Here is a 17,701-nt window from a genome sequence, read left to right on the forward strand (position 1 = left end):
GAAGCCGCGCGACTCCGCTCCGACGCGGCCGGCGTCGGCGGCGTCTCGACGACGCACCGCGCGAGCCGAGATCCGTGCGGCGGCGCGGGCCCGGCGGCGCGAGGAGCGCGCGGAGGTGCGGCGTTTCACGGCCGCGACCCGTCGTCGGCGCACGGTCCTGTTGGGCGGGCTCGGCGTTGTGGCGGCGGCGGTGGGCCTGGTCGCGATGGCGGTCTTCTCGCCGCTTTTGGCCCTGCGCGAGGTCGTCGTGGCCGGGACGGACCGGCTTGACCCGGACGAGATCGTTGCGGCACTCGACGCGGAGATCGGAACCCCGTTGGCCCTTCTCGACGAGGCGCGCATCGCGGATGACCTCTCGCAGTTCACGCTCATCCGCAGTTTCGTGATCGAGTTGATTCCGCCGAGCACGATGCGGGTCGAGATCGATGAGCGCGAGCCGATCGGCGTGGTCGTGAGCGACACGGTGTTCCAACTCGTCGACCCGGCCGGCATCGTCATCGAGGAGACGCGCGAACGACCCGACGGGGTGCCGATCCTGGATCTGCCGCGTGGCGACGACGGAACCGTCCGGACGGCGGTCTCGGAGGTCCTGTTGGCGTTGCCCGCGGACGTTGTGGCGCGCGTCGACCGGATCACCGCGACCACGCGCGACGATGTGAGTTTCAGCCTGCGCGACTCGCAGCAGAGCGTTGTGTGGGGTTCGGCGGAGTCCTCGGATCGCAAGGCCGTGATCTTGGCGGCGCTGCTGGCGCAGTGGGGCGGGTCGGGTGCGGGGGAGTACGACGTCTCGGCCACCGGGAGCGCGGTCTTTCGCGAGGGATGATCGCGACTGCGCGATCTTGCCTGGGGATTCGCCACGACACGCGCCGACTTGACGGGCGTGCCGCATCCGGGCACGTACCTTGTGAACGAATCAGAGTACTGAGAAAGACTCCAAACTTCAAGTAGAGGTTGAGACTTTCATCCGCACGGAGGCCGAACGTGACATCGAACCAGAACTACCTCGCGGTGATCAAGGTCGTCGGCATCGGCGGCGGTGGGGTCAACGCCGTCAACCGGATGATCGAACTCGGTCTTCGCGGTGTCGAGTTCATCGCCATCAACACCGACGCGCAAGCGCTGCTCATGAGCGACGCCGACGTCAAACTCGACGTCGGTCGCGAACTCACCCGCGGTCTCGGAGCGGGCGCCGACCCCGAGGTGGGTCGTCGCGCCGCGGAAGACCACGCGGAGGAGATCGAAGAGGCGCTCGCCGGCGCCGACATGGTGTTCGTCACCGCGGGCGAGGGCGGCGGCACCGGAACCGGTGGTGCGCCCGTCGTCGCTCGGATCGCGAAGTCGATCGGAGCGCTGACGATCGGTGTCGTCACCAAGCCGTTCGCCTTCGAGGGCAAGCGCCGCTCGGCACAGGCCGACACGGGCGTCCTCGCGCTCAAGAACGAGGTCGACACCCTCATCGTCGTGCCCAATGACCGCCTGCTCGAAATCAGCGACCGTGGCATCAGCATGCTCGAGGCGTTCGCCACCGCCGATCAGGTGCTGCTCGCCGGTGTGCAGGGCATCACCGACCTGATCACGACCCCGGGACTCATCAACCTCGACTTCGCCGACGTCAAGAGCGTGATGCAGGGAGCCGGCTCCGCGCTCATGGGAATCGGCGCGAGCCGGGGCGCCGACCGTGCCATCAAGGCCGCCGAACTCGCCGTGGCGAGCCCGCTGCTGGAGGCATCCATCGACGGCGCTCACGGTGTGCTGCTCTCGATCCAAGGCGGATCCAACCTCGGCATCTTCGAGATCAACGACGCCGCGCGTCTGGTCCAGGAGGCCGTGCACCCCGAGGCCAACATCATCTTCGGTGCCGTGATCGATGACACGCTCGGCGATGAGGTTCGCGTGACGGTCATCGCCGCGGGCTTCGACGGCGGCGAGCCCAGTGCGCGCCCGTCGAGCGAGCGGCGCTCGAACTTCGTCGAAGCTCCGGTGCCGGTTGCGGTCGCGGCCGAGTCGGCGTCGGGGGAGTCGCACGGCTGGTCCGCCGATCCGGAGACTCCGACCGGTGCCGTCCCCGTCGATCACGACTTCGACGATGACGACAGCGAACTCGACATTCCCGACTTCTTGAAGTGAGTTCTGAGACGGGCCTGGCCGCGCGGTTGGCCCGCGTCGACGCCGCAATCGCGGACGCCGCGCGTGAGGCCGGCCGTTCGGCGTCCGAGCTCACGCGCATCGTCGTCACGAAGTTCCACCCGGCCTCCCTCGTGCGCGAGCTCGCGGCGCTCGGCGTGCGCGATGTGGGCGAGAATCGGCACCAGGAGGCCGTCGCGAAGGCGGCCGAGTGCGCCGAACTCGACGTCCGGTGGCACTTCGTGGGGCAGCTGCAGAGCAACAAGGCGCGCGCCGTGCGGCGCTACGCCAGCGCCGTTCACTCGGTCGATCGTCCCTCGCTGCTGCGCGCCCTCGCCGACAGCGAGACCTCCGACCTGGACTGCTTCCTGGAGCTGAACCTGACGGAAGATCCCGCGCGCGGCGGCGTTCGTCCGGACGGCGTCACCGAACTCGCCGAACTCGCCCTCGCGACGCCCGGCATTCGACTCCGCGGGGTGATGGCGGTCGCGCCGTTGGGCGAGGAACCGCGCGCGGCGTTCGCACGCGTTCGCGCCGTCTCCGAGCGGCTGCGCGAGCTCGCGCCCGAGGCCAGCGCGATCTCGGCGGGGATGTCGGGCGACTTCGCGGATGCCATCCGCGAGGGCGCGACACACCTTCGCATCGGGACCGCAATCACGGGAAATCGTCCGGAGCGCGGTTAATCTCAACTCGAAGGTTCGATCCGGAGGACGACATGGCAAACCCGCTGCGCAAGACGATGGTGTACCTCGGCCTGGCCGATGAAGAGTACGACGATGTGCTTCCGGCTGCGCCCGTCGCCCCGATTTCCGCGCCCGCGTCCGCCACGCGCGCTCCCGTCACGCCCCTGCGCCGTCCGGCGGCGCGCCAGGCGACTCCCGCCGGCATGAACGAGATTCTCACGGTGCACCCGCGCCAGTACCGCGATGCCCAGACGATCGCCGAGAGCTTCCGCGAGGGTGTCCCGGTCATCATCAACCTGTCGCAGATGAGCGAACCCGACGCGCGCCGCCTGATCGACTTCGCGAGCGGGCTCTCGCAGGGTCTCTACGGCAAGATCGAGCGTGTCACGAGCAAGGTCTTTCTTCTCTCGCCCGAACACGTCGCGATCAGCGGCGACGCGGCCGAGATCGAGCCTGAGGTCGACGCCGGCTTCTTCGGTCAGTAGTTCGACGCGGCGGGCCCCTGGCGCGAGGGCGCGTCGCGCCCTGAGAGAATGGTCGCGTGATCTTCTCCATCGTGGCCCTGGTTCTTCGTGTCGCGCTCACCATCTTCTTCGTCTTGATGTGGGTCCGCTTCGGCTTCGACTGGGCGCGTGTGCTCGCGCCGCGCTGGCGTCCGACGGGCCCGTTGCTCGTGCTCGCCGAGGTGAGCTACACCGTCACGGATCCGCCGATCCGCGCCGTCCGTCGCGTGGTTCCGCCGTTGCGGCTCGGGGGCGCCGTGCTCGATCTCGCCTGGAGCATCGTGCTGCTGCTCTGCTTCGTCGGCTTCTCGCTCGTCGCCGCGATCGGTTCCCTGGGTTAAATCCCAGAGCGGGGCTGTACGCTGGGCACAACGATCGGGGGCGGCGCGTAAGTGCGGCGATGATCGTGAAACTCTTACCTTCTGGGTGAGACTGAAACTTGCTAGCTTTAAGGCAGCGTGAACGGGGAGGGTTCTCCCCTTGATGGAAAGTGGACGAGGTGGCGCACATGGCACTCACACCGGAAGACGTGGTCAACAAGCGATTCCAACCCACGAAGTTCCGTGAGGGCTACGACCAGGACGAGGTCGATGACTTCCTGGACGAGGTCGTCGTCGAGCTTCGACGCCTGAACCAGGAGAACGAAGAGCTCCGTCAGCGGCTGGTCGCCAGTGACAACAAGATCGCCGAGCTTCAGCGCTCCGGCGCCGCGCCTGCGGCCCCCGTCGCTCCGGCGCCCGCGCCGGCCGCCGCACCCATGGCCGCGCCCATGCCGACCGCGGTTCCCGAGCCGCAGTTCGCGCAGTCGATGGATCCGAATCCGATGGATCCCGGAAACACCAACAACCTCCTCCAGCTCGCTCGCCGTCTCCACGAAGAGCACGTCCGCGAGGGCATGGAAAAGCGCGACCAGCTCGTCGCGGAGGGTCAGGCCCAGGCAGCGCGCATCGTCGCCGAGGCCGAGCAGTCGCAGCGCGAGCAGATCGGGCAGCTCCAGCAGGAGCACGCGATGCTCGAGCGCAAGGTCGAAGAGCTTCGCATCTTCGAGCGCGAGTACCGCGAGAAGCTCAAGGGCTACATCGAAGGCCAGCTGCGCGAGCTCGAGAGCACGAACGCCCTGAACGGACAAAGCGCCCCGCAGAGCGCGCCGACTCCGCCCGCGCCGCAGCAGCCCTACGCGGAGCAGCCGCCGCAGCCGTACACCGGTCCGTCCGCCCCGCAGCAGACCTACCCGGCACAGCCGGCCGCGCCGCAGCAGGCGCCGAGCGCGCCGCAGGGCTACCCGGCGCCGTCGAACGATTTCGCTGCCTACCCGCAGCCCACCGAGTACCCCGGTTTTGGCGGCAACTGAGCCGGTCGAGATCGAGCCCGAACGGCCCGCACCCGCGGGTCGTCGGCGTCCGAGCGCGCGTGTGCTCGTCCTGCTCGGTCTCGTCGCGCTCCTGGTGTTCGGCCTGGACCAGCTGACGAAGTACCTGATCGTCAGCAATCTCGAGCTGAACGAAATCGTCCCGGTGCTCGGGGAGATCCTCCAGCTCCACTACGTCAAGAACCCCGGAGCGGCGTTCTCGATCGCGAGCGGGTTCACCTGGGTGCTGTCGGTGGTCGCCCTCGGGGTGACGGTCGTGATCATCTGGTTCGCGCCGCGCATCCGCTCACTCGCGTGGGCGGTCATGTTCGGACTCGTGCTCGGCGGTGCCTTCGGCAACCTGACCGACCGGCTCACCCGTGAGCCGAGCTTCGGGGAGGGGCACGTCATCGACTTCATTCAGGTGATCTACTTCCCGGCAATCTTCAACGTCGCCGACATCGCGATCGTCTCCAGCATGGGGCTGTTCATTCTGCTCTCGCTGCGCGGCGTCAGCCTCGACGGCAGCCGCACCCACTCGGCTTCGGCGAAGCCGGAACCGGCCGGCGAAGACTCGCCGACGTCGTCCTCGTGACCGAACAGCGGACGCTTCCCGTTCCGGACGGGCTCGATGGGGAACGCATTGACGCGGCCGTCGCCAAGCTCCTCGGCTTCTCGCGGACCTTCGCCTCGGAGGTCGTCGCAGCGGGCGGGGTCGAGCTCGACGGTGCCGTCGTCGCGAAGTCCGACCGTGTCCGCGCGGGCTCCTGGTTGTCGGTGGAGTGGACCCCGAAGTCCGAACCGCGCATCGTTCCGGTGCGCGTTCCCGACTTCCGCATCGTCTTCGATGACGACGACATCGTCGTCATCGACAAGCCGGTCGGGGTCGCGGCGCATCCCTCCGTCGGGTGGGAGGGGCCGACGGTGCTCGGCGCTCTCGCGGATGCTGGCTTCCGGATCGCCACCTCCGGCGCCGCCGAGCGCGCGGGCATCGTGCACCGCCTCGACGTCGGAACGAGCGGCCTCATGGTCGTGGCCAAGAGCGAACACGCCTACGCCGGGCTGAAGCGCGCCTTCCACGACCGCGAGGTCTCCAAGATTTATCACGCGGTCGTCCAGGGGCACCCCGACCCGTTCTCCGGCACGATCGACGCCCCCATCGGCCGCCACCCGAGCGCGGGCTGGAAATTCGCTGTCACGGCCGACGGCAAGCCGAGCGTCACGCACTACGACACCCTCGAAGCGATGCGCCGGGCCACCCTGCTCGAGGTGCACCTCGAGACGGGGCGCACGCACCAGATCCGCGTCCACATGGCAGCGCAGAAGCACCCGTGCGTGGGGGATCCGCTCTACGGCGGTGACCCGACGCTGGCGGCGCGGGTGGGGCTCACCCGGCAGTGGCTGCACGCGATGCGTCTGGGGTTCCGGCATCCCGCCACGCACGACGCGGTCGAATTCGAGTCCGTCTACCCGCCGGATTTGCAGCACGCACTCGATCTCTTGCGCGCCGACTGAGCCGGATGCCGCGCGGCGGTTTACCCTGGGGGAGTCCCCGTTCCATCAACCGGAGAGCGCGTGTCTGACAGCGATTCCTTCGTGCATCTGCACGTTCACAGCGAGTACTCGATGCTCGACGGAGCCGCGCGCGTCGCCGACCTCATGGCTGCCGTCGCGGAGCAGGGGATGCCCGCGATCGCCATCACCGACCATGGCAACAACTTCGGGGCGTTCGACTTCTGGAGCAAGGCGCGCGACGCGGGCGTCAAGCCGATCATCGGCACCGAGGCCTACCTGACCCCGGGGACGCACCGCACCGACAAGACCCGCGTGCGCTGGGGAAACGGCGGCGGCGACGACGTCTCGGGTTCGGGCGCCTACACGCATATGACGCTACTCGCCGAGAACACCGCGGGCATGCACAACCTGTTTCGGCTCTCCAGCCTCGCCTCGATCGAGGGCTACTACTTCAAGCCCCGCATGGACCGGGAGCTGCTGGAGACCTACGGGAAGGGCCTGATCGCGACGACCGGCTGCCCGAGCGGCGAGGTGCAGACCCGGCTGCGGCTGGGGCAATACCGCGAGGCGGTGCAGGCCGCGGCGGACTTCCGCGACATTTTCGGCGCGGAGAACTACTTCGCCGAGATCATGGATCACGGTCTCGGGATCGAAAAGCGCATCATGTCGGATCTGATCCGGCTGGCGAAGGAACTCGATCTGCCGCTTCTCGCGACGAACGACCTGCACTACACTCACCCGCACGACTCCTCGGCGCACGCGGCGCTGCTGTGCGTGCAGTCCGGCTCGACGCTCGACGACCCGAATCGGTTCAAGTTCGACGCCGACGAGTTCTACTTGAAGACCCCGGCGCAGATGCGACAGCTCTTCCGCGACTACCCGGAGGCGTGCGACAACACGCTCCTGATCGCGGAGCGCTGCGAGGTCGAGTTCAATACCTCGGCGAACTACATGCCGCGCTTCCCGGTGCCCGAGGGGCACACCGAGGACTCCTGGTTCATTGCCGAGGTGGAGAAGGGGCTGCACGATCGCTACCCGGCGGGCATCCCCGATGAGGTGCGAAAGCAGGCCGACTACGAGGTCGGCGTCATCGTGCAGATGGGCTTCCCCGGCTACTTCCTGGTCGTCGCCGACTTCATCAACTGGGCGAAGGAGAACGGCATCCGCGTCGGTCCGGGGCGTGGCTCCGGCGCCGGCTCGATGGCCGCGTACGCGATGCGGATCACCGATCTCGACCCCTTGCGGCACGGCCTTATCTTCGAGCGCTTCCTGAACCCGGATCGCGTCTCGATGCCCGACTTCGATGTCGACTTCGACGAGCGTCGTCGCGGTGAGGTCATCCGCTACGTCACCGAGAAGTACGGCGACGAGCGCGTCGCGCAGATCGTGACCTACGGCACGATCAAGGCCAAGCAGGCGCTCAAGGACTCGAGCCGCGTGCTCGGATTCCCCTTCGGCATGGGGGAGAAGCTCACCAAAGCGATGCCCGCCGCCGTCATGGGCAAGGACATCCCGCTCTCCGGCATCTACGACAAGGACCACGAACGCTACAAAGAGGCGGGCGACATCCGCGCCGTCATCGACTCCGATCCGGATGCGCGGCGCGTGTTCGAGACGGCGCGCGGACTGGAGGGCTTGAAGCGCCAGTGGGGCGTGCACGCGGCCGGCGTCATCATGTCGAGCGAGCCGCTCATCGACATCATCCCGATCATGAAGCGGGAGCAGGACGGCCAGATCGTCACGCAGTTCGACTACCCCGCCTCGGAAGCCCTCGGCCTCATCAAGATGGACTTCTTGGGGCTGCGCAACCTCACCATCATCGACGACGCCCTCGACAACATCGAAGCGAACCGCGGGTTCCGCCCGGTGCTGGAAGAGCTCGAACTCGACGATCGCCCCGCCTATGAGCTGCTCGGCCGCGGTGACACGCTCGGCGTTTTCCAGCTCGATGGCGGGCCGATGCGCTCGTTGCTGCGCCTGATGAAGCCGGACAACTTCGAAGACATCTCCGCCGTCATCGCCCTGTATCGACCGGGCCCGATGGGCGCGAACTCGCACACCAATTACGCGTTGCGCAAGAACGGCCAGCAGGAGATCACCCCGATCCACCCGGAGCTCGCCGAGCCGCTCGCCGACATTCTCGACGCCAGCTACGGCCTGATCATCTACCAAGAGCAGGTCATGGCGATCGCCCAGCGCGTCGCGGGCTTCTCACTCGGTCAGGCCGACATTCTGCGCCGCGCGATGGGCAAGAAGAAGAAGTCCGAACTCGACAAGCAGTACGAGGGATTCAGCGCGGGGATGACCGCCAACGGCTATTCGGCGACGGCAATCAAGACGCTGTGGGACATCCTGCTTCCCTTCTCCGACTACGCCTTCAACAAGGCCCACTCGGCCGCCTACGGGATCTTGAGCTACTGGACGGCCTACCTGAAGGCGCACTACCCGGCGGAGTACATGGCCGCACTGCTCACGAGCGTGGGCGACGCCCGCGACAAGCTCGCGATCTATCTCAACGAGTGCCGTCGGATGAAGATCAACGTGCTCGCGCCCGACGTCAACGAGTCGATCGGATACTTCGCGGCGGTGGGCGACGACATCCGCTTCGGCATGGGCGCGGTCCGCAATGTGGGGTTCGGCGTCGTCGAGCACATCAAGGCCGCCCGCGAACGCGAGGGCGCGTTTTCGAGCTTCCACGACTTCCTGCGGAAGATCCCGCTCGCGGCGGCCAATAAGCGCACCGTCGAGTCGCTCATCAAAGCGGGGGCCTTCGATTCGCTCGGATCGACCCGGCGGGCGCTCATCGAGATCCACGAATCGGCGGTGGAGCAGGCCGTCAGCGAGAAGCGCGCCGCCGCCAACGGGCAGGTCGGCTTCGACTTCGACAGCCTGTGGGACGAGCCCGAGCATGCCGTCCAGGCCGTGCCGGAACGGCCCGAATGGACCAAGCGCGACAAGCTCGCCTTCGAGCGGGAAATGCTCGGGCTGTACGTGAGCGACCACCCGCTCGCGGGCCTGGAGAATCAGCTCGCCCGCCACGCCAGCACCACGATCGCGGAGCTCCTCGACGCCGATTCACCGATGGACGGCGAGACCGTCACGGTCGCCGGACTCGTCACGAGCGTGCAGCACCGCACGGCCCGCAACTCGGGAAACCAATACGGGATCATCCAGTTGGAGGACTTCAGCGGCGAGATCACCGTGATGTTCCTCGGCAAGACCTATCAGGAGTTCTCGCCCGCGCTCGTCGGCGACTCGATCGTGGTGGTGCGCGGCCGGGTGAGCGTGCGCGACGACGGAATGAACCTGCACGCCGTCTCGCTGTTCCAGCCCGAGATCGGGCAGAGCCTCGGCACCGGCCCGCTGGTGATCTCGGTTCCCGAGACGCGCGCGACGACCGAGGTGGTCTCGAAGCTCAACGACGTGCTGATTCGCCACGCCGGCGACAACGAGGTGCGTCTCCGCCTCGTCCGCGGGGACAACGCCCGCATGTTCGAGATTCCGTACCCGGTGACCGTGACCGCGGATCTCTACGGCGAGCTCAAAGGACTCCTCGGCCCCAACTGCGTGGTCTGATTAGGCGACTAGCATGGTCGAGCCATGATTCAGACCCTCGATCTTCGCGGTCGCCACCCCTCCCGAGCCGAACTCGCCGATCTCGTCCCGCGCGCGCGGGTCGATGTCGCCGTCGCCAGCGAGGCAGCCGCGGCGCTCATCTCCGATGTCCGTGACCGCGGAGAGGCGGCGCTGCGCGAGCAGGCGAGCCGTTTCGACCGCGCCGAGCCGGACAGCATCCGGGTCGACCCGGCACGCATCACCGCCGCGGTCGCCGCCCTGGACCCCGCGGTGCGAGCCGCGATCGAGGAGGCCATCGCGCGCGTCCGCGTCGCAAGCCAGGCGCAGGTTCCGCCCGCCGCGGTGACGGCGCTCGGTCCGGGTGCCGAGGTCATCCAGCGTTGGCAGCCCGTCACGCGGGTCGGGCTCTACGTTCCCGGCGGCAAGGCCGTGTACCCCTCGAGCGTCGTGATGAACGTCGTGCCCGCCCAGGTGGCGGGCGTGCGTTCGGTCGTCGTCGCCTCCCCGCCGCAGGCCGAGTTCAACGGCGAGGTGCACCCCGTCATCCTGGGCGCGTGCGGGCTCCTCGGCGTCGAAGAGGTCTACGCGATGGGCGGCGCGGGCGCGATCGGCGCCTTCGCCTATGGCGTGGCCGATGTCGCGCTCGACCCGGTGGATCTCATCACCGGGCCGGGCAACGTGTACGTCGCCGCGGCCAAGCGCCTCGTGCGCGGCGTGGTGGGCATCGACTCCGAAGCCGGGCCGACCGAGATCCTGATCATTGCGGACGAGCACGCCGACGCGCGCCTCGTCGCGGCCGACCTGATCAGCCAGGCTGAGCACGACGAGATCGCGGCCGCCGTGCTCGTGACCGACTCGGAGCCGCTCGCCGAGCGAGTGCGGGCCGAACTCGACGCGCAGACGCCCGCGACGCGGCACTCCGCCCGTGTCGTCGAGGCGCTCGACGGTCGGCAGTCCGCGATCGTCCTGGTCGACGATATGTCGGCCGCGGCCGCGGTCAGCAACGCCTACGGGCCCGAGCACCTCGAAATCCAGACGGCGAACCTCGGCGAGGTGTTCGATCTGATCACCAACGCGGGCGCCATCTTCCTGGGGGCCGACTCGCCGGTGAGTCTCGGTGACTACGTGGCGGGCTCCAACCACGTCCTCCCGACGGGTGGGCAGTCGCGCTTCTCGGCGGGCCTCGGGGCGTCGACCTTTCTGCGGTCGCAGCAGATCATCCGCTACACGCACGAGGGACTCCAGCAGGTGGCTCCGCTCATCCGCAACCTGAGCGATGCCGAGCACCTGCCCGCGCACGGCGACGCCGTCGACGCGCGGTTCGCCGAGTAGCCGTGCGGCCCCTTCACGGGGAGCCTCCCAGCTCGACCGGGGCTCGGGGACTATCCTGACGGCACCATGTACTGCCCATTCTGCCGTCACCCCGACAGCCGTGTCATCGACTCGCGCACGAGCGATGACGGGCTCGCGATCCGCCGCCGCCGGCAGTGCCCGGAATGCGGAGGTCGATTCACGACGACCGAGACCGCGAGTCTGAGCGTGGTCAAGCGCAGCGGCATCGTCGAGCCATTCAGTCGCGACAAGATCGTGGTGGGGGTGCGCAAGGCCTGCCAGGGTCGCCCCGTGACCGACGCGCAACTCGCCCTGCTGGCGCAGACGGTCGAGGAGACGATTCGCGCGACCGGTGTCTCGCAGGTCGATGCGAACGACATCGGGTTGGCGACGCTCCCGCCGCTGCGCGAACTCGACGAGGTCGCCTATCTGCGTTTCGCGAGCGTCTACCAGGCCTTCGATTCGCTCGACGACTTCGAGACGGCGATCACGCTCCTGCGGGTGGAGCACGCGAGTGCGCAGCAGCCGGACGGGGCCCCCGCTGATGGTGGCGCGAGCGCCTCGGCAGGCAGCGAACAGCGATAGCCTGAGGGCGGTATGTACCGCACTCTCTTTCGCGTCGTTCTCGCGCGCCTCGACCCCGAACTCGCCCATCACCTGGCCTTCGTGGTGATCAGAGCCCTGCCGTGGCTGGGCCTCGGTGCTCTCCTCGCGCGCACCGGTCCGCGCGATCCGCGGCTGCGCGTGCAGACGCTCGGCCTCGAGTTCGAGACTCCCTTCGGGGTGGCCGCCGGATTCGACAAGGACGCCCGCGGCATCCGCGGACTCGGTCAGCTCGGATTCGGCCACGTCGAGGTCGGCACCCTCACGGCGCACGCGCAGCCGGGCAACCCCAAGCCCCGCCTGTTCCGCCTGATTCCTGATCGCGCCGTGATCAACCGGATGGGGTTCAACAACGGCGGCGCGGCGGCGGCAGCCCCGCGACTCGACCGTGAACGTCGTCGCTCGCGCCGGCCGGTCATCGGCGTTAACATCGGCAAGTCCCGCATCGTCGATGTCGAGAATGCCACCGCCGACTACCTCGAGAGTGCGCGGATTCTCGCACCGCACGCGGACTACCTGGTGGTGAACGTCAGTTCCCCCAACACGCCGGGGCTCCGCGGCCTGCAGGAGCTCGACCAGCTCGCCCCGCTTCTCACCGCGGTGCGGGCGGCCGCGGGAAAGACCCCGGTGCTGGTGAAGATTGCTCCCGATGTGACCGATGAGCAGGCCCGGCGCATCGCCGAGCTGAGCGTCGAACTCGACCTCGCCGGGGTGATCGCGACCAACACGACGCTGTCGCGCGAGGGTCTCGTCACCGACTCGGCGCGCGTCGCCGAGATCGGCGCCGGCGGACTCTCGGGTGCCCCGCTCGCGGCCCGCTCGCTCGAGGTGCTGCGCGTCGTGCGCGCCGCGCTCCCGGCCGATCGGTGCCTGATCTCGGTCGGAGGTGTCGAGACCGGTCGTGACGTCCGTGAACGGCTCGACGCCGGCGCCACGCTCGTGCAGGGCTACACCGGATTCCTCTACCGCGGCCCCGGCTGGGCGCGGCAGATCACGCGCGAACTGATCGCGACGCTCGACTGATCCCTACTTGGGGACGTCTCCGCGCGTGACCTGGGGCTTCGGCAGGCGCAGCGGGCGCATCTGCAGCGCGCGCATCGCGGCGTACCAGCGGTAGCCCTTCTCGACCTTGCTCTCGCCGAACTTCTCGCCGAGGCGCTTCTTCAAACGCATTCCGAGGAGCACGCTGTCGATGATGACGAGGAAGAAGAATGCCCAGACGGCGAGGATGCCGTACTCGGCCACGCCAGGGTAGGGAATGAACGAGATCACGAGGAACACCGCGACGAGGGGGAGCATGATCTCGCCCGGGCTGAACCGCGCATCCACGTAGTCGCGCACGAACTTCTTCTGCGGGCCCTTGTCGCGCAGCGGCAGGAAGCGCTCTTCGCCGTTCGCCATCCCGATGCGGGCGCGTTCGCGCTGCGTGTTGAGGCGCTCACGGCGTTCCTTGGCGGCGGCGCGGCGATCGTTCGGGACGAGCGGGCGCTTGCGAGCCGCTTCGCGCTCCGCACGCGTGGGCGTCGGGCGCCCCTTGCCGACGGCGAGTTCGTCGTCGTCTTGCGGGGTCTGCGGGGTCTTGGCCACGGGGGGTTCCTTGCTCTCGGGGTCTCCTTAAGATTAGTCGCATGGCCTCAGACTCCCCCGCACACGCCTCCCCGCACGCTGACGCGCTCCGGGAGGCGGTGGATGCCGGCTTCCCGCGCGCGATCGCCGAACTCACCGATCTGGTCCGCATCCCCTCGGTCTCCTGGGACGGCTTCGACTTCGAGCACGTGCGGCGTAGCGCCGAGCGCGTTGCCGAACTCGCGCGCGAGACGGGCGTCTTCGATGCGGTCGACATCTTCGATGCGCCGATTCCGGGGACCGACCGTCGCGGAAAGCCCGCGGTGCTCGCCACCCGCGCCGCGCGCAACGGCCGCCCGACGGTGCTGCTCTACGCGCACCACGACGTCCAGCCCGAGGGGGATCCCGAGGTCTGGGATTCGGCGCCGTTCGAGCCCACCCTGCGCGGTGACCGCCTCTATGCGCGCGGCGCCGCCGACGACAAGGCCGGGGTGCTCAGCCACCTCGCCGCAATCCGCGCGCTCACCGCCTCGAGCGCTGCGGACCTCGACCTCGGTCTCGTGCTGTTCGTCGAGGGCGAGGAGGAGTTCGGCTCTCCGTCCTTCTCCAGCTTCCTCGCCGAGCACCGGGAGGCGCTGTCGGCCGACGTGATCGTCGTTGCCGACTCGGGGAACTGGGATCTCGATACTCCGGCGCTCACCGTCGGGCTCCGGGGTGCCGTCGCCTTCAACCTGACCGCCACGACGCTCGACCACGCCTCGCACTCGGGGATGTTCGGGGGAGCGGTGCCCGACGCGATGCTCGCCGCGATCCGGACGCTCGACTCGCTCTGGGATGAGAACGGCTCGGTCGCCGTGCCGGGGCTGCGCGGCCGTGAGTCGGCGACACCTGACTACGACGAGGCGCGCCTGCGGGCCGAGACCGGACTGCTTGAGAGTGTGCAGCCGGTCGGGACCGGCACCATCCTGTCCCGGATCTGGGACCAGCCGTCGATTACGGTCACGGGGATCGACGCGCCGACGGTGCGCAACGCCTCCAACACGCTTGTTCCCTCGGTGCGCGTGCGGGTGAGCGCGCGCGTGGCGCCCGGCCAGAGCGCGGGGGAGGCGCGCGAGGCGCTCATCGCGCACCTGCAGGCGAATGCGGCGTTTGGCGCGAAGCTCGAGTTCGGCGAGATCGAGACCGGTGAGGCGTTCCTCGTCGACACCCGCGGCTGGGCGGTCGCTGACGCGCTCGAGACGATGGAGGAAGCCTACGGGGCGGAGCCCGTGCAGATGGGGGTGGGCGGCTCGATCCCGTTCATCGCCGAACTGGTGGAGATGTTCCCCGACGCCCAGATCCTGGTGACCGGCGTCGAGGACCCGGACTCGCGCGCGCACAGTCCGAATGAGTCGCTGCACGTTCCCACCTTCCGGCGGGCGATCCTGGCGGAGGCGCTGCTGCTGTCGCGCCTGGATCAGCGCTCGACCAGTGGGGCGGCGTAGAATGACGCACATGACCGACACGACGACCGCTGCCGCGCCGAACACCACCGAGCCGTCTGCTCACGGCGTCTCTTTGACCGACGTCGCCGCCACCAAGGTGCGCGCACTGCTCGAGCAGGAGGGTCGTGACGATCTGCGTCTGCGCGTTGCGGTCCAGCCCGGGGGCTGCTCGGGCCTCATCTACCAGCTGTATTTCGATGAGCGCCTTCTCGACGGCGACGCGACGCGCGACTTCGACGGCGTCGAGGTCGTGGTGGACAAGATGAGCGTTCCCTACCTCGACGGCGCCGCGATCGACTTCGAGGACTCGATCCAGAAGCAGGGTTTCACGATCGACAACCCGAACGCGTCCGGCAGCTGCGCCTGCGGAGACAGCTTCCACTGACTCGCATTCGTGTGAAAGAAGCGCGATAAATCACGCGCCACGGGCCCCGGACGGAAAGTTCGGGGCCCGTCGGGTTGCTAGGATGGGCTCGAACATGCGTCGCAATTCCGAGAGGTTCCAGGTGCGCTCCCATCGCTCCCCGAGTCGGCCCCGCCGATCCCGTCTGGCCCGCTGGGCCGCAGTGCCCATCGGGGGTGCCGCAATGCTGGTACTCGCCGGGTGCACGCAAGAACAGGTCCAGGGCTTCCTGCCCGGCGGGCCCGACGTCACGAACCACACCGAGGGGATCATCAACCTCTGGGTGAACTCGTGGATCGTGCTGCTCGTCGTCGGTCTGATCACCTGGGCGCTCATCATCTGGGCTGCCGTGGCCTACCGCCGCCGCAAGGGCCAGACCGGCTTCCCGGCGCAGTTGCGCTACAACATGCCGATCGAGATCTTCTACACGATCGTGCCGCTCATCCTGGTGCTGGGTTTCTTCGCCTTCACGGTGCGCGAGCAGGTGTCGATCGAGACCGATCCGGGTGACCCCGACGTGCAGATCGAGGTCTATGGGAAGCGCTGGGCCTGGGACTTCAACTACCTCGACGAAGACGTCTACTCGCCCGGGATCCAAGCTCAGGACCGTCTGAACCTCGATGGCAGTCTCGACGAGTCGCAGCTCCCGACGCTGTACCTGCCGGTCGGCCAGAAGGTGCAGCTGAACATCGAGTCGCGCGACGTCGCGCACTCGTTCTGGGTCATCGACTTCTTGTACAAGAAGGACATGATCCCGGCCAAGACGAACTACATGTACTTCGTCCCCGAGAAGGAGGGCACGTACGCCGGCAAGTGCGCCGAGCTCTGCGGCGAGTATCACGCCGACATGCTCTTCCAGGTGAAGGTCGTCTCGCAGGCCGAGTACGACGCATACATCGAATCGCTTCGTGACGCGGGCTTCGAGGGCCGTCTCGGCGCCGACTTCAACGTGAACCAGAACCTGCCGGGTACCGGCGGAACGAGCGAGGACGAGTCCTGATGAGCACCGCGACTGCAACCCCGACGTCGCCGACCGGAACGCCGGCGGTCGAGCGCAAGGCCAACGTCTTCGTCAAGTGGATCACCACGACGGATCACAAGACGATCGGGTACCTGTACCTGATCACCTCGTTCATCTACTTCCTGATCGGTGGTGTGCTCGCGCTCGTCATCCGCGCCGAGCTCTTCACCCCCGGCGTCGATCTCGTGCAGTCGAATGAGCAGTACAACCAGCTGTTCACAATGCACGGCACGATCATGCTGCTGATGTTCGCGACGCCGCTGTTCGCCGGTTTCGCCAACGTCTTGATGCCCCTCCAGATCGGTGCGCCGGACGTCGCGTTCCCGCGCTTGAACGCGCTCGCGTACTGGTTCTACAGCTTCGGCTCGCTCATCGCGGTCGCGGGCTTCTTCACCCCGCAGGGTGCGGCCGGCTTCGGCTGGACGGCCTACACACCGCTGTCGAGCACGACCTTCAGCCCGGGACTCGGAGGAAACCTCTGGGTCTTCGGCCTCGCGCTCAGCGGTTTCGGCACGATTCTCGGTGCCGTCAACTTCATCACGACGATCATCACGATGCGCGCGCCGGGCATGACGATGTGGCGGATGCCGATCTTCACCTGGAACGCGCTCGTCACCTCGATCCTGGTGCTGCTCGCGTTCCCGGTGCTCGCGGTCGGGCTCTTCGCACTCGGTGCGGACCGTGTCTTCGAGTCTCATCTGTTGGATCCCGCGAACGGCGGAACGATCCTGTGGCAGCACCTGTTCTGGTTCTTCGGTCACCCCGAGGTCTACATCATCGCTCTGCCCTTCTTCGGGATCGTGAGTGAGGTCTTCCCGGTCTTCAGCCGGAAGCCGATCTTCGGCTACAAGACGCTCGTCTACGCGACGATCGCGATTGCGGCGCTCTCGGTCACGGTGTGGGCCCACCACATGTACGTCACCGGTTCGGTGCTGCTCCCGTGGTTCGCGCTGATGACGATGCTCATCGCCGTCCCGACCGGCGTGAAGATCTTCGACTGGCTTTTCACAATGTACCGCGGACGCGTCCGGTTTTCCCAAGAGATGCATTGGACCCTCGGGTTCATCGTCACGTTTGTCATCGGCGGTGTCACCGGTGTCCTTCTCGCCATGCCACCCGCTGATTATTTGATGCACAACACGACGTTCCTCGTCGCCCACTTCCACAACATGCTGATCCCGGGTGCTCTGTTCGGCTACTTCGCCGGTTACCAATATTGGTTCCCCAAGGCCATCGGCTTCAAGCTCGATGAGCGCTGGGGCAAGGCCGCCTTCTGGTGTTGGATGATTGGCTTCTATCTGGCATTCATGCCGCTTTACGCGCTGGGCTTCATGGGCATGCCGCGGCGAATGGAGCATTACGACAACCCGGCCTGGCAGCCTTACCTCATCGTTGCAGCCATCGGCGCCGTCGTCATCTTCATCGGACTGATCTTGATGGTCGTCCAACTCGTCGTAAGCGCAAGGCAGCGTGAAAAGCTGGGCGACACAACCGGCGATCCCTGGAATGGCAGAACCTTGGAGTGGCTGACGTCATCCCCGCC

General features: G+C 67.7%; 17 protein-coding genes. 16 read left to right on the forward strand and 1 reads right to left on the reverse strand.

The window, feature by feature from the left end:
• The 12 genes from QZ258_RS04575 to QZ258_RS04630 form a co-directional block, all read left to right on the forward strand.
• Positions 1 to 823: FtsQ-type POTRA domain-containing protein (locus QZ258_RS04575; RefSeq protein WP_294179375.1), on the forward strand; the 823-nt coding region annotated here is incomplete at its 5' end.
• A 158-nt stretch (positions 824 to 981) separates the two neighbouring features.
• Complete coding sequence (gene ftsZ / locus QZ258_RS04580) at positions 982 to 2,127, forward strand: cell division protein FtsZ (RefSeq protein ID WP_294179376.1); 1,146 nt, start codon at positions 982 to 984, stop codon at positions 2,125 to 2,127.
• Positions 2,124 to 2,807 (forward strand): YggS family pyridoxal phosphate-dependent enzyme, encoded by a 684-nt coding sequence (locus QZ258_RS04585; protein ID WP_294179377.1) that lies wholly within the window; start codon positions 2,124 to 2,126, stop codon positions 2,805 to 2,807. The genes ftsZ and QZ258_RS04585 overlap by 4 nt, the downstream gene beginning before the upstream one ends.
• Positions 2,808 to 2,839: 32 nt before the next feature.
• Complete coding sequence (sepF, locus tag QZ258_RS04590) at positions 2,840 to 3,292, forward strand: cell division protein SepF (RefSeq protein WP_294179380.1); 453 nt, start codon at positions 2,840 to 2,842, stop codon at positions 3,290 to 3,292.
• A gap of 56 nt (positions 3,293 to 3,348) precedes the next feature.
• Positions 3,349 to 3,651 carry a YggT family protein gene (locus QZ258_RS04595; protein WP_294179382.1) on the forward strand — a complete coding sequence of 101 codons (303 nt, stop codon included), beginning with the start codon at positions 3,349 to 3,351 and terminating at the stop codon, positions 3,649 to 3,651.
• A 167-nt stretch (positions 3,652 to 3,818) separates the two neighbouring features.
• The gene (locus tag QZ258_RS04600; RefSeq protein ID WP_363182035.1) at positions 3,819 to 4,661 is read left to right on the forward strand and encodes a DivIVA domain-containing protein; all 843 of its coding nucleotides are present in this window, start codon (positions 3,819 to 3,821) and stop codon (positions 4,659 to 4,661) included.
• The gene (lspA, locus tag QZ258_RS04605; protein WP_294179385.1) at positions 4,648 to 5,253 is read left to right on the forward strand and encodes a signal peptidase II; all 606 of its coding nucleotides are present in this window, start codon (positions 4,648 to 4,650) and stop codon (positions 5,251 to 5,253) included. The genes QZ258_RS04600 and lspA overlap by 14 nt, the downstream gene beginning before the upstream one ends.
• A complete protein-coding gene (locus QZ258_RS04610) occupies positions 5,250 to 6,173 on the forward strand; it encodes an RluA family pseudouridine synthase (RefSeq protein ID WP_294179387.1) in 924 nt (307 codons plus the stop codon). The genes lspA and QZ258_RS04610 overlap by 4 nt, the downstream gene beginning before the upstream one ends.
• A gap of 60 nt (positions 6,174 to 6,233) precedes the next feature.
• Positions 6,234 to 9,749: a DNA polymerase III subunit alpha gene (gene dnaE, locus QZ258_RS04615; RefSeq protein WP_294179389.1), complete on the forward strand. Its 3,516-nt coding sequence runs from the start codon at positions 6,234 to 6,236 to the stop codon at positions 9,747 to 9,749.
• A 24-nt stretch (positions 9,750 to 9,773) separates the two neighbouring features.
• Positions 9,774 to 11,081, forward strand: coding sequence for a histidinol dehydrogenase (gene hisD / locus QZ258_RS04620; RefSeq protein ID WP_294179391.1), 1,308 nt, complete (start codon positions 9,774 to 9,776; stop codon positions 11,079 to 11,081).
• 66 nt (positions 11,082 to 11,147) lie between these two features.
• Positions 11,148 to 11,666, forward strand: coding sequence for a transcriptional regulator NrdR (nrdR, locus tag QZ258_RS04625; protein WP_294179394.1), 519 nt, complete (start codon positions 11,148 to 11,150; stop codon positions 11,664 to 11,666).
• 12 nt (positions 11,667 to 11,678) lie between these two features.
• On the forward strand, positions 11,679 to 12,707 hold the full coding sequence (locus QZ258_RS04630; RefSeq protein WP_294179397.1) for a quinone-dependent dihydroorotate dehydrogenase: 1,029 nt from the start codon (positions 11,679 to 11,681) through the stop codon (positions 12,705 to 12,707).
• Between the two features lie 3 nt (positions 12,708 to 12,710).
• Here QZ258_RS04630 and QZ258_RS04635 read toward each other — a convergent pair whose 3' ends face one another.
• Complete coding sequence (locus QZ258_RS04635; RefSeq protein WP_294179399.1) at positions 12,711 to 13,271, reverse strand: DUF3043 domain-containing protein; 561 nt, start codon at positions 13,269 to 13,271, stop codon at positions 12,711 to 12,713.
• A 41-nt stretch (positions 13,272 to 13,312) separates the two neighbouring features.
• Here QZ258_RS04635 and QZ258_RS04640 point away from each other — a divergent pair, with 41 nt between their 5' ends.
• From QZ258_RS04640 to QZ258_RS04655, 4 genes are all read left to right on the forward strand, one after another.
• Positions 13,313 to 14,734, forward strand: a complete 1,422-nt coding sequence (locus tag QZ258_RS04640; protein WP_294179401.1) for a dipeptidase — start codon at positions 13,313 to 13,315, stop codon at positions 14,732 to 14,734.
• Between the two features lie 10 nt (positions 14,735 to 14,744).
• Positions 14,745 to 15,119 carry an iron-sulfur cluster assembly accessory protein gene (locus QZ258_RS04645; RefSeq protein ID WP_294179403.1) on the forward strand — a complete coding sequence of 125 codons (375 nt, stop codon included), beginning with the start codon at positions 14,745 to 14,747 and terminating at the stop codon, positions 15,117 to 15,119.
• A 202-nt stretch (positions 15,120 to 15,321) separates the two neighbouring features.
• Complete coding sequence (coxB, locus tag QZ258_RS04650; RefSeq protein ID WP_294179404.1) at positions 15,322 to 16,137, forward strand: cytochrome c oxidase subunit II; 816 nt, start codon at positions 15,322 to 15,324, stop codon at positions 16,135 to 16,137.
• On the forward strand, positions 16,137 to 17,701 hold a 1,565-nt coding region (locus tag QZ258_RS04655; protein WP_294179406.1), incomplete at its 3' end, for a cbb3-type cytochrome c oxidase subunit I. The genes coxB and QZ258_RS04655, both read left to right, overlap by 1 nt.

This window comes from uncultured Schumannella sp., from assembly GCF_905479755.1.
GTDB lineage: Bacteria > Actinomycetota > Actinomycetes > Actinomycetales > Microbacteriaceae > DCRR01.

Coding starts and splice junctions, on each gene's coding strand:
- sepF (WP_294179380.1), top strand. CDS start 2,840: ATGGCAAACCCGCTGCGCAAGACGATGGTGTACCTCGGCCTGGCCGAT.
- QZ258_RS04600 (WP_363182035.1), top strand. CDS start 3,819: ATGGCACTCACACCGGAAGACGTGGTCAACAAGCGATTCCAACCCACG.
- hisD (WP_294179391.1), top strand. CDS start 9,774: ATGATTCAGACCCTCGATCTTCGCGGTCGCCACCCCTCCCGAGCCGAA.
- nrdR (WP_294179394.1), top strand. CDS start 11,148: ATGTACTGCCCATTCTGCCGTCACCCCGACAGCCGTGTCATCGACTCG.
- QZ258_RS04630 (WP_294179397.1), top strand. CDS start 11,679: ATGTACCGCACTCTCTTTCGCGTCGTTCTCGCGCGCCTCGACCCCGAA.
- QZ258_RS04640 (WP_294179401.1), top strand. CDS start 13,313: ATGGCCTCAGACTCCCCCGCACACGCCTCCCCGCACGCTGACGCGCTC.
- QZ258_RS04645 (WP_294179403.1), top strand. CDS start 14,745: ATGACCGACACGACGACCGCTGCCGCGCCGAACACCACCGAGCCGTCT.
- coxB (WP_294179404.1), top strand. CDS start 15,322: ATGCTGGTACTCGCCGGGTGCACGCAAGAACAGGTCCAGGGCTTCCTG.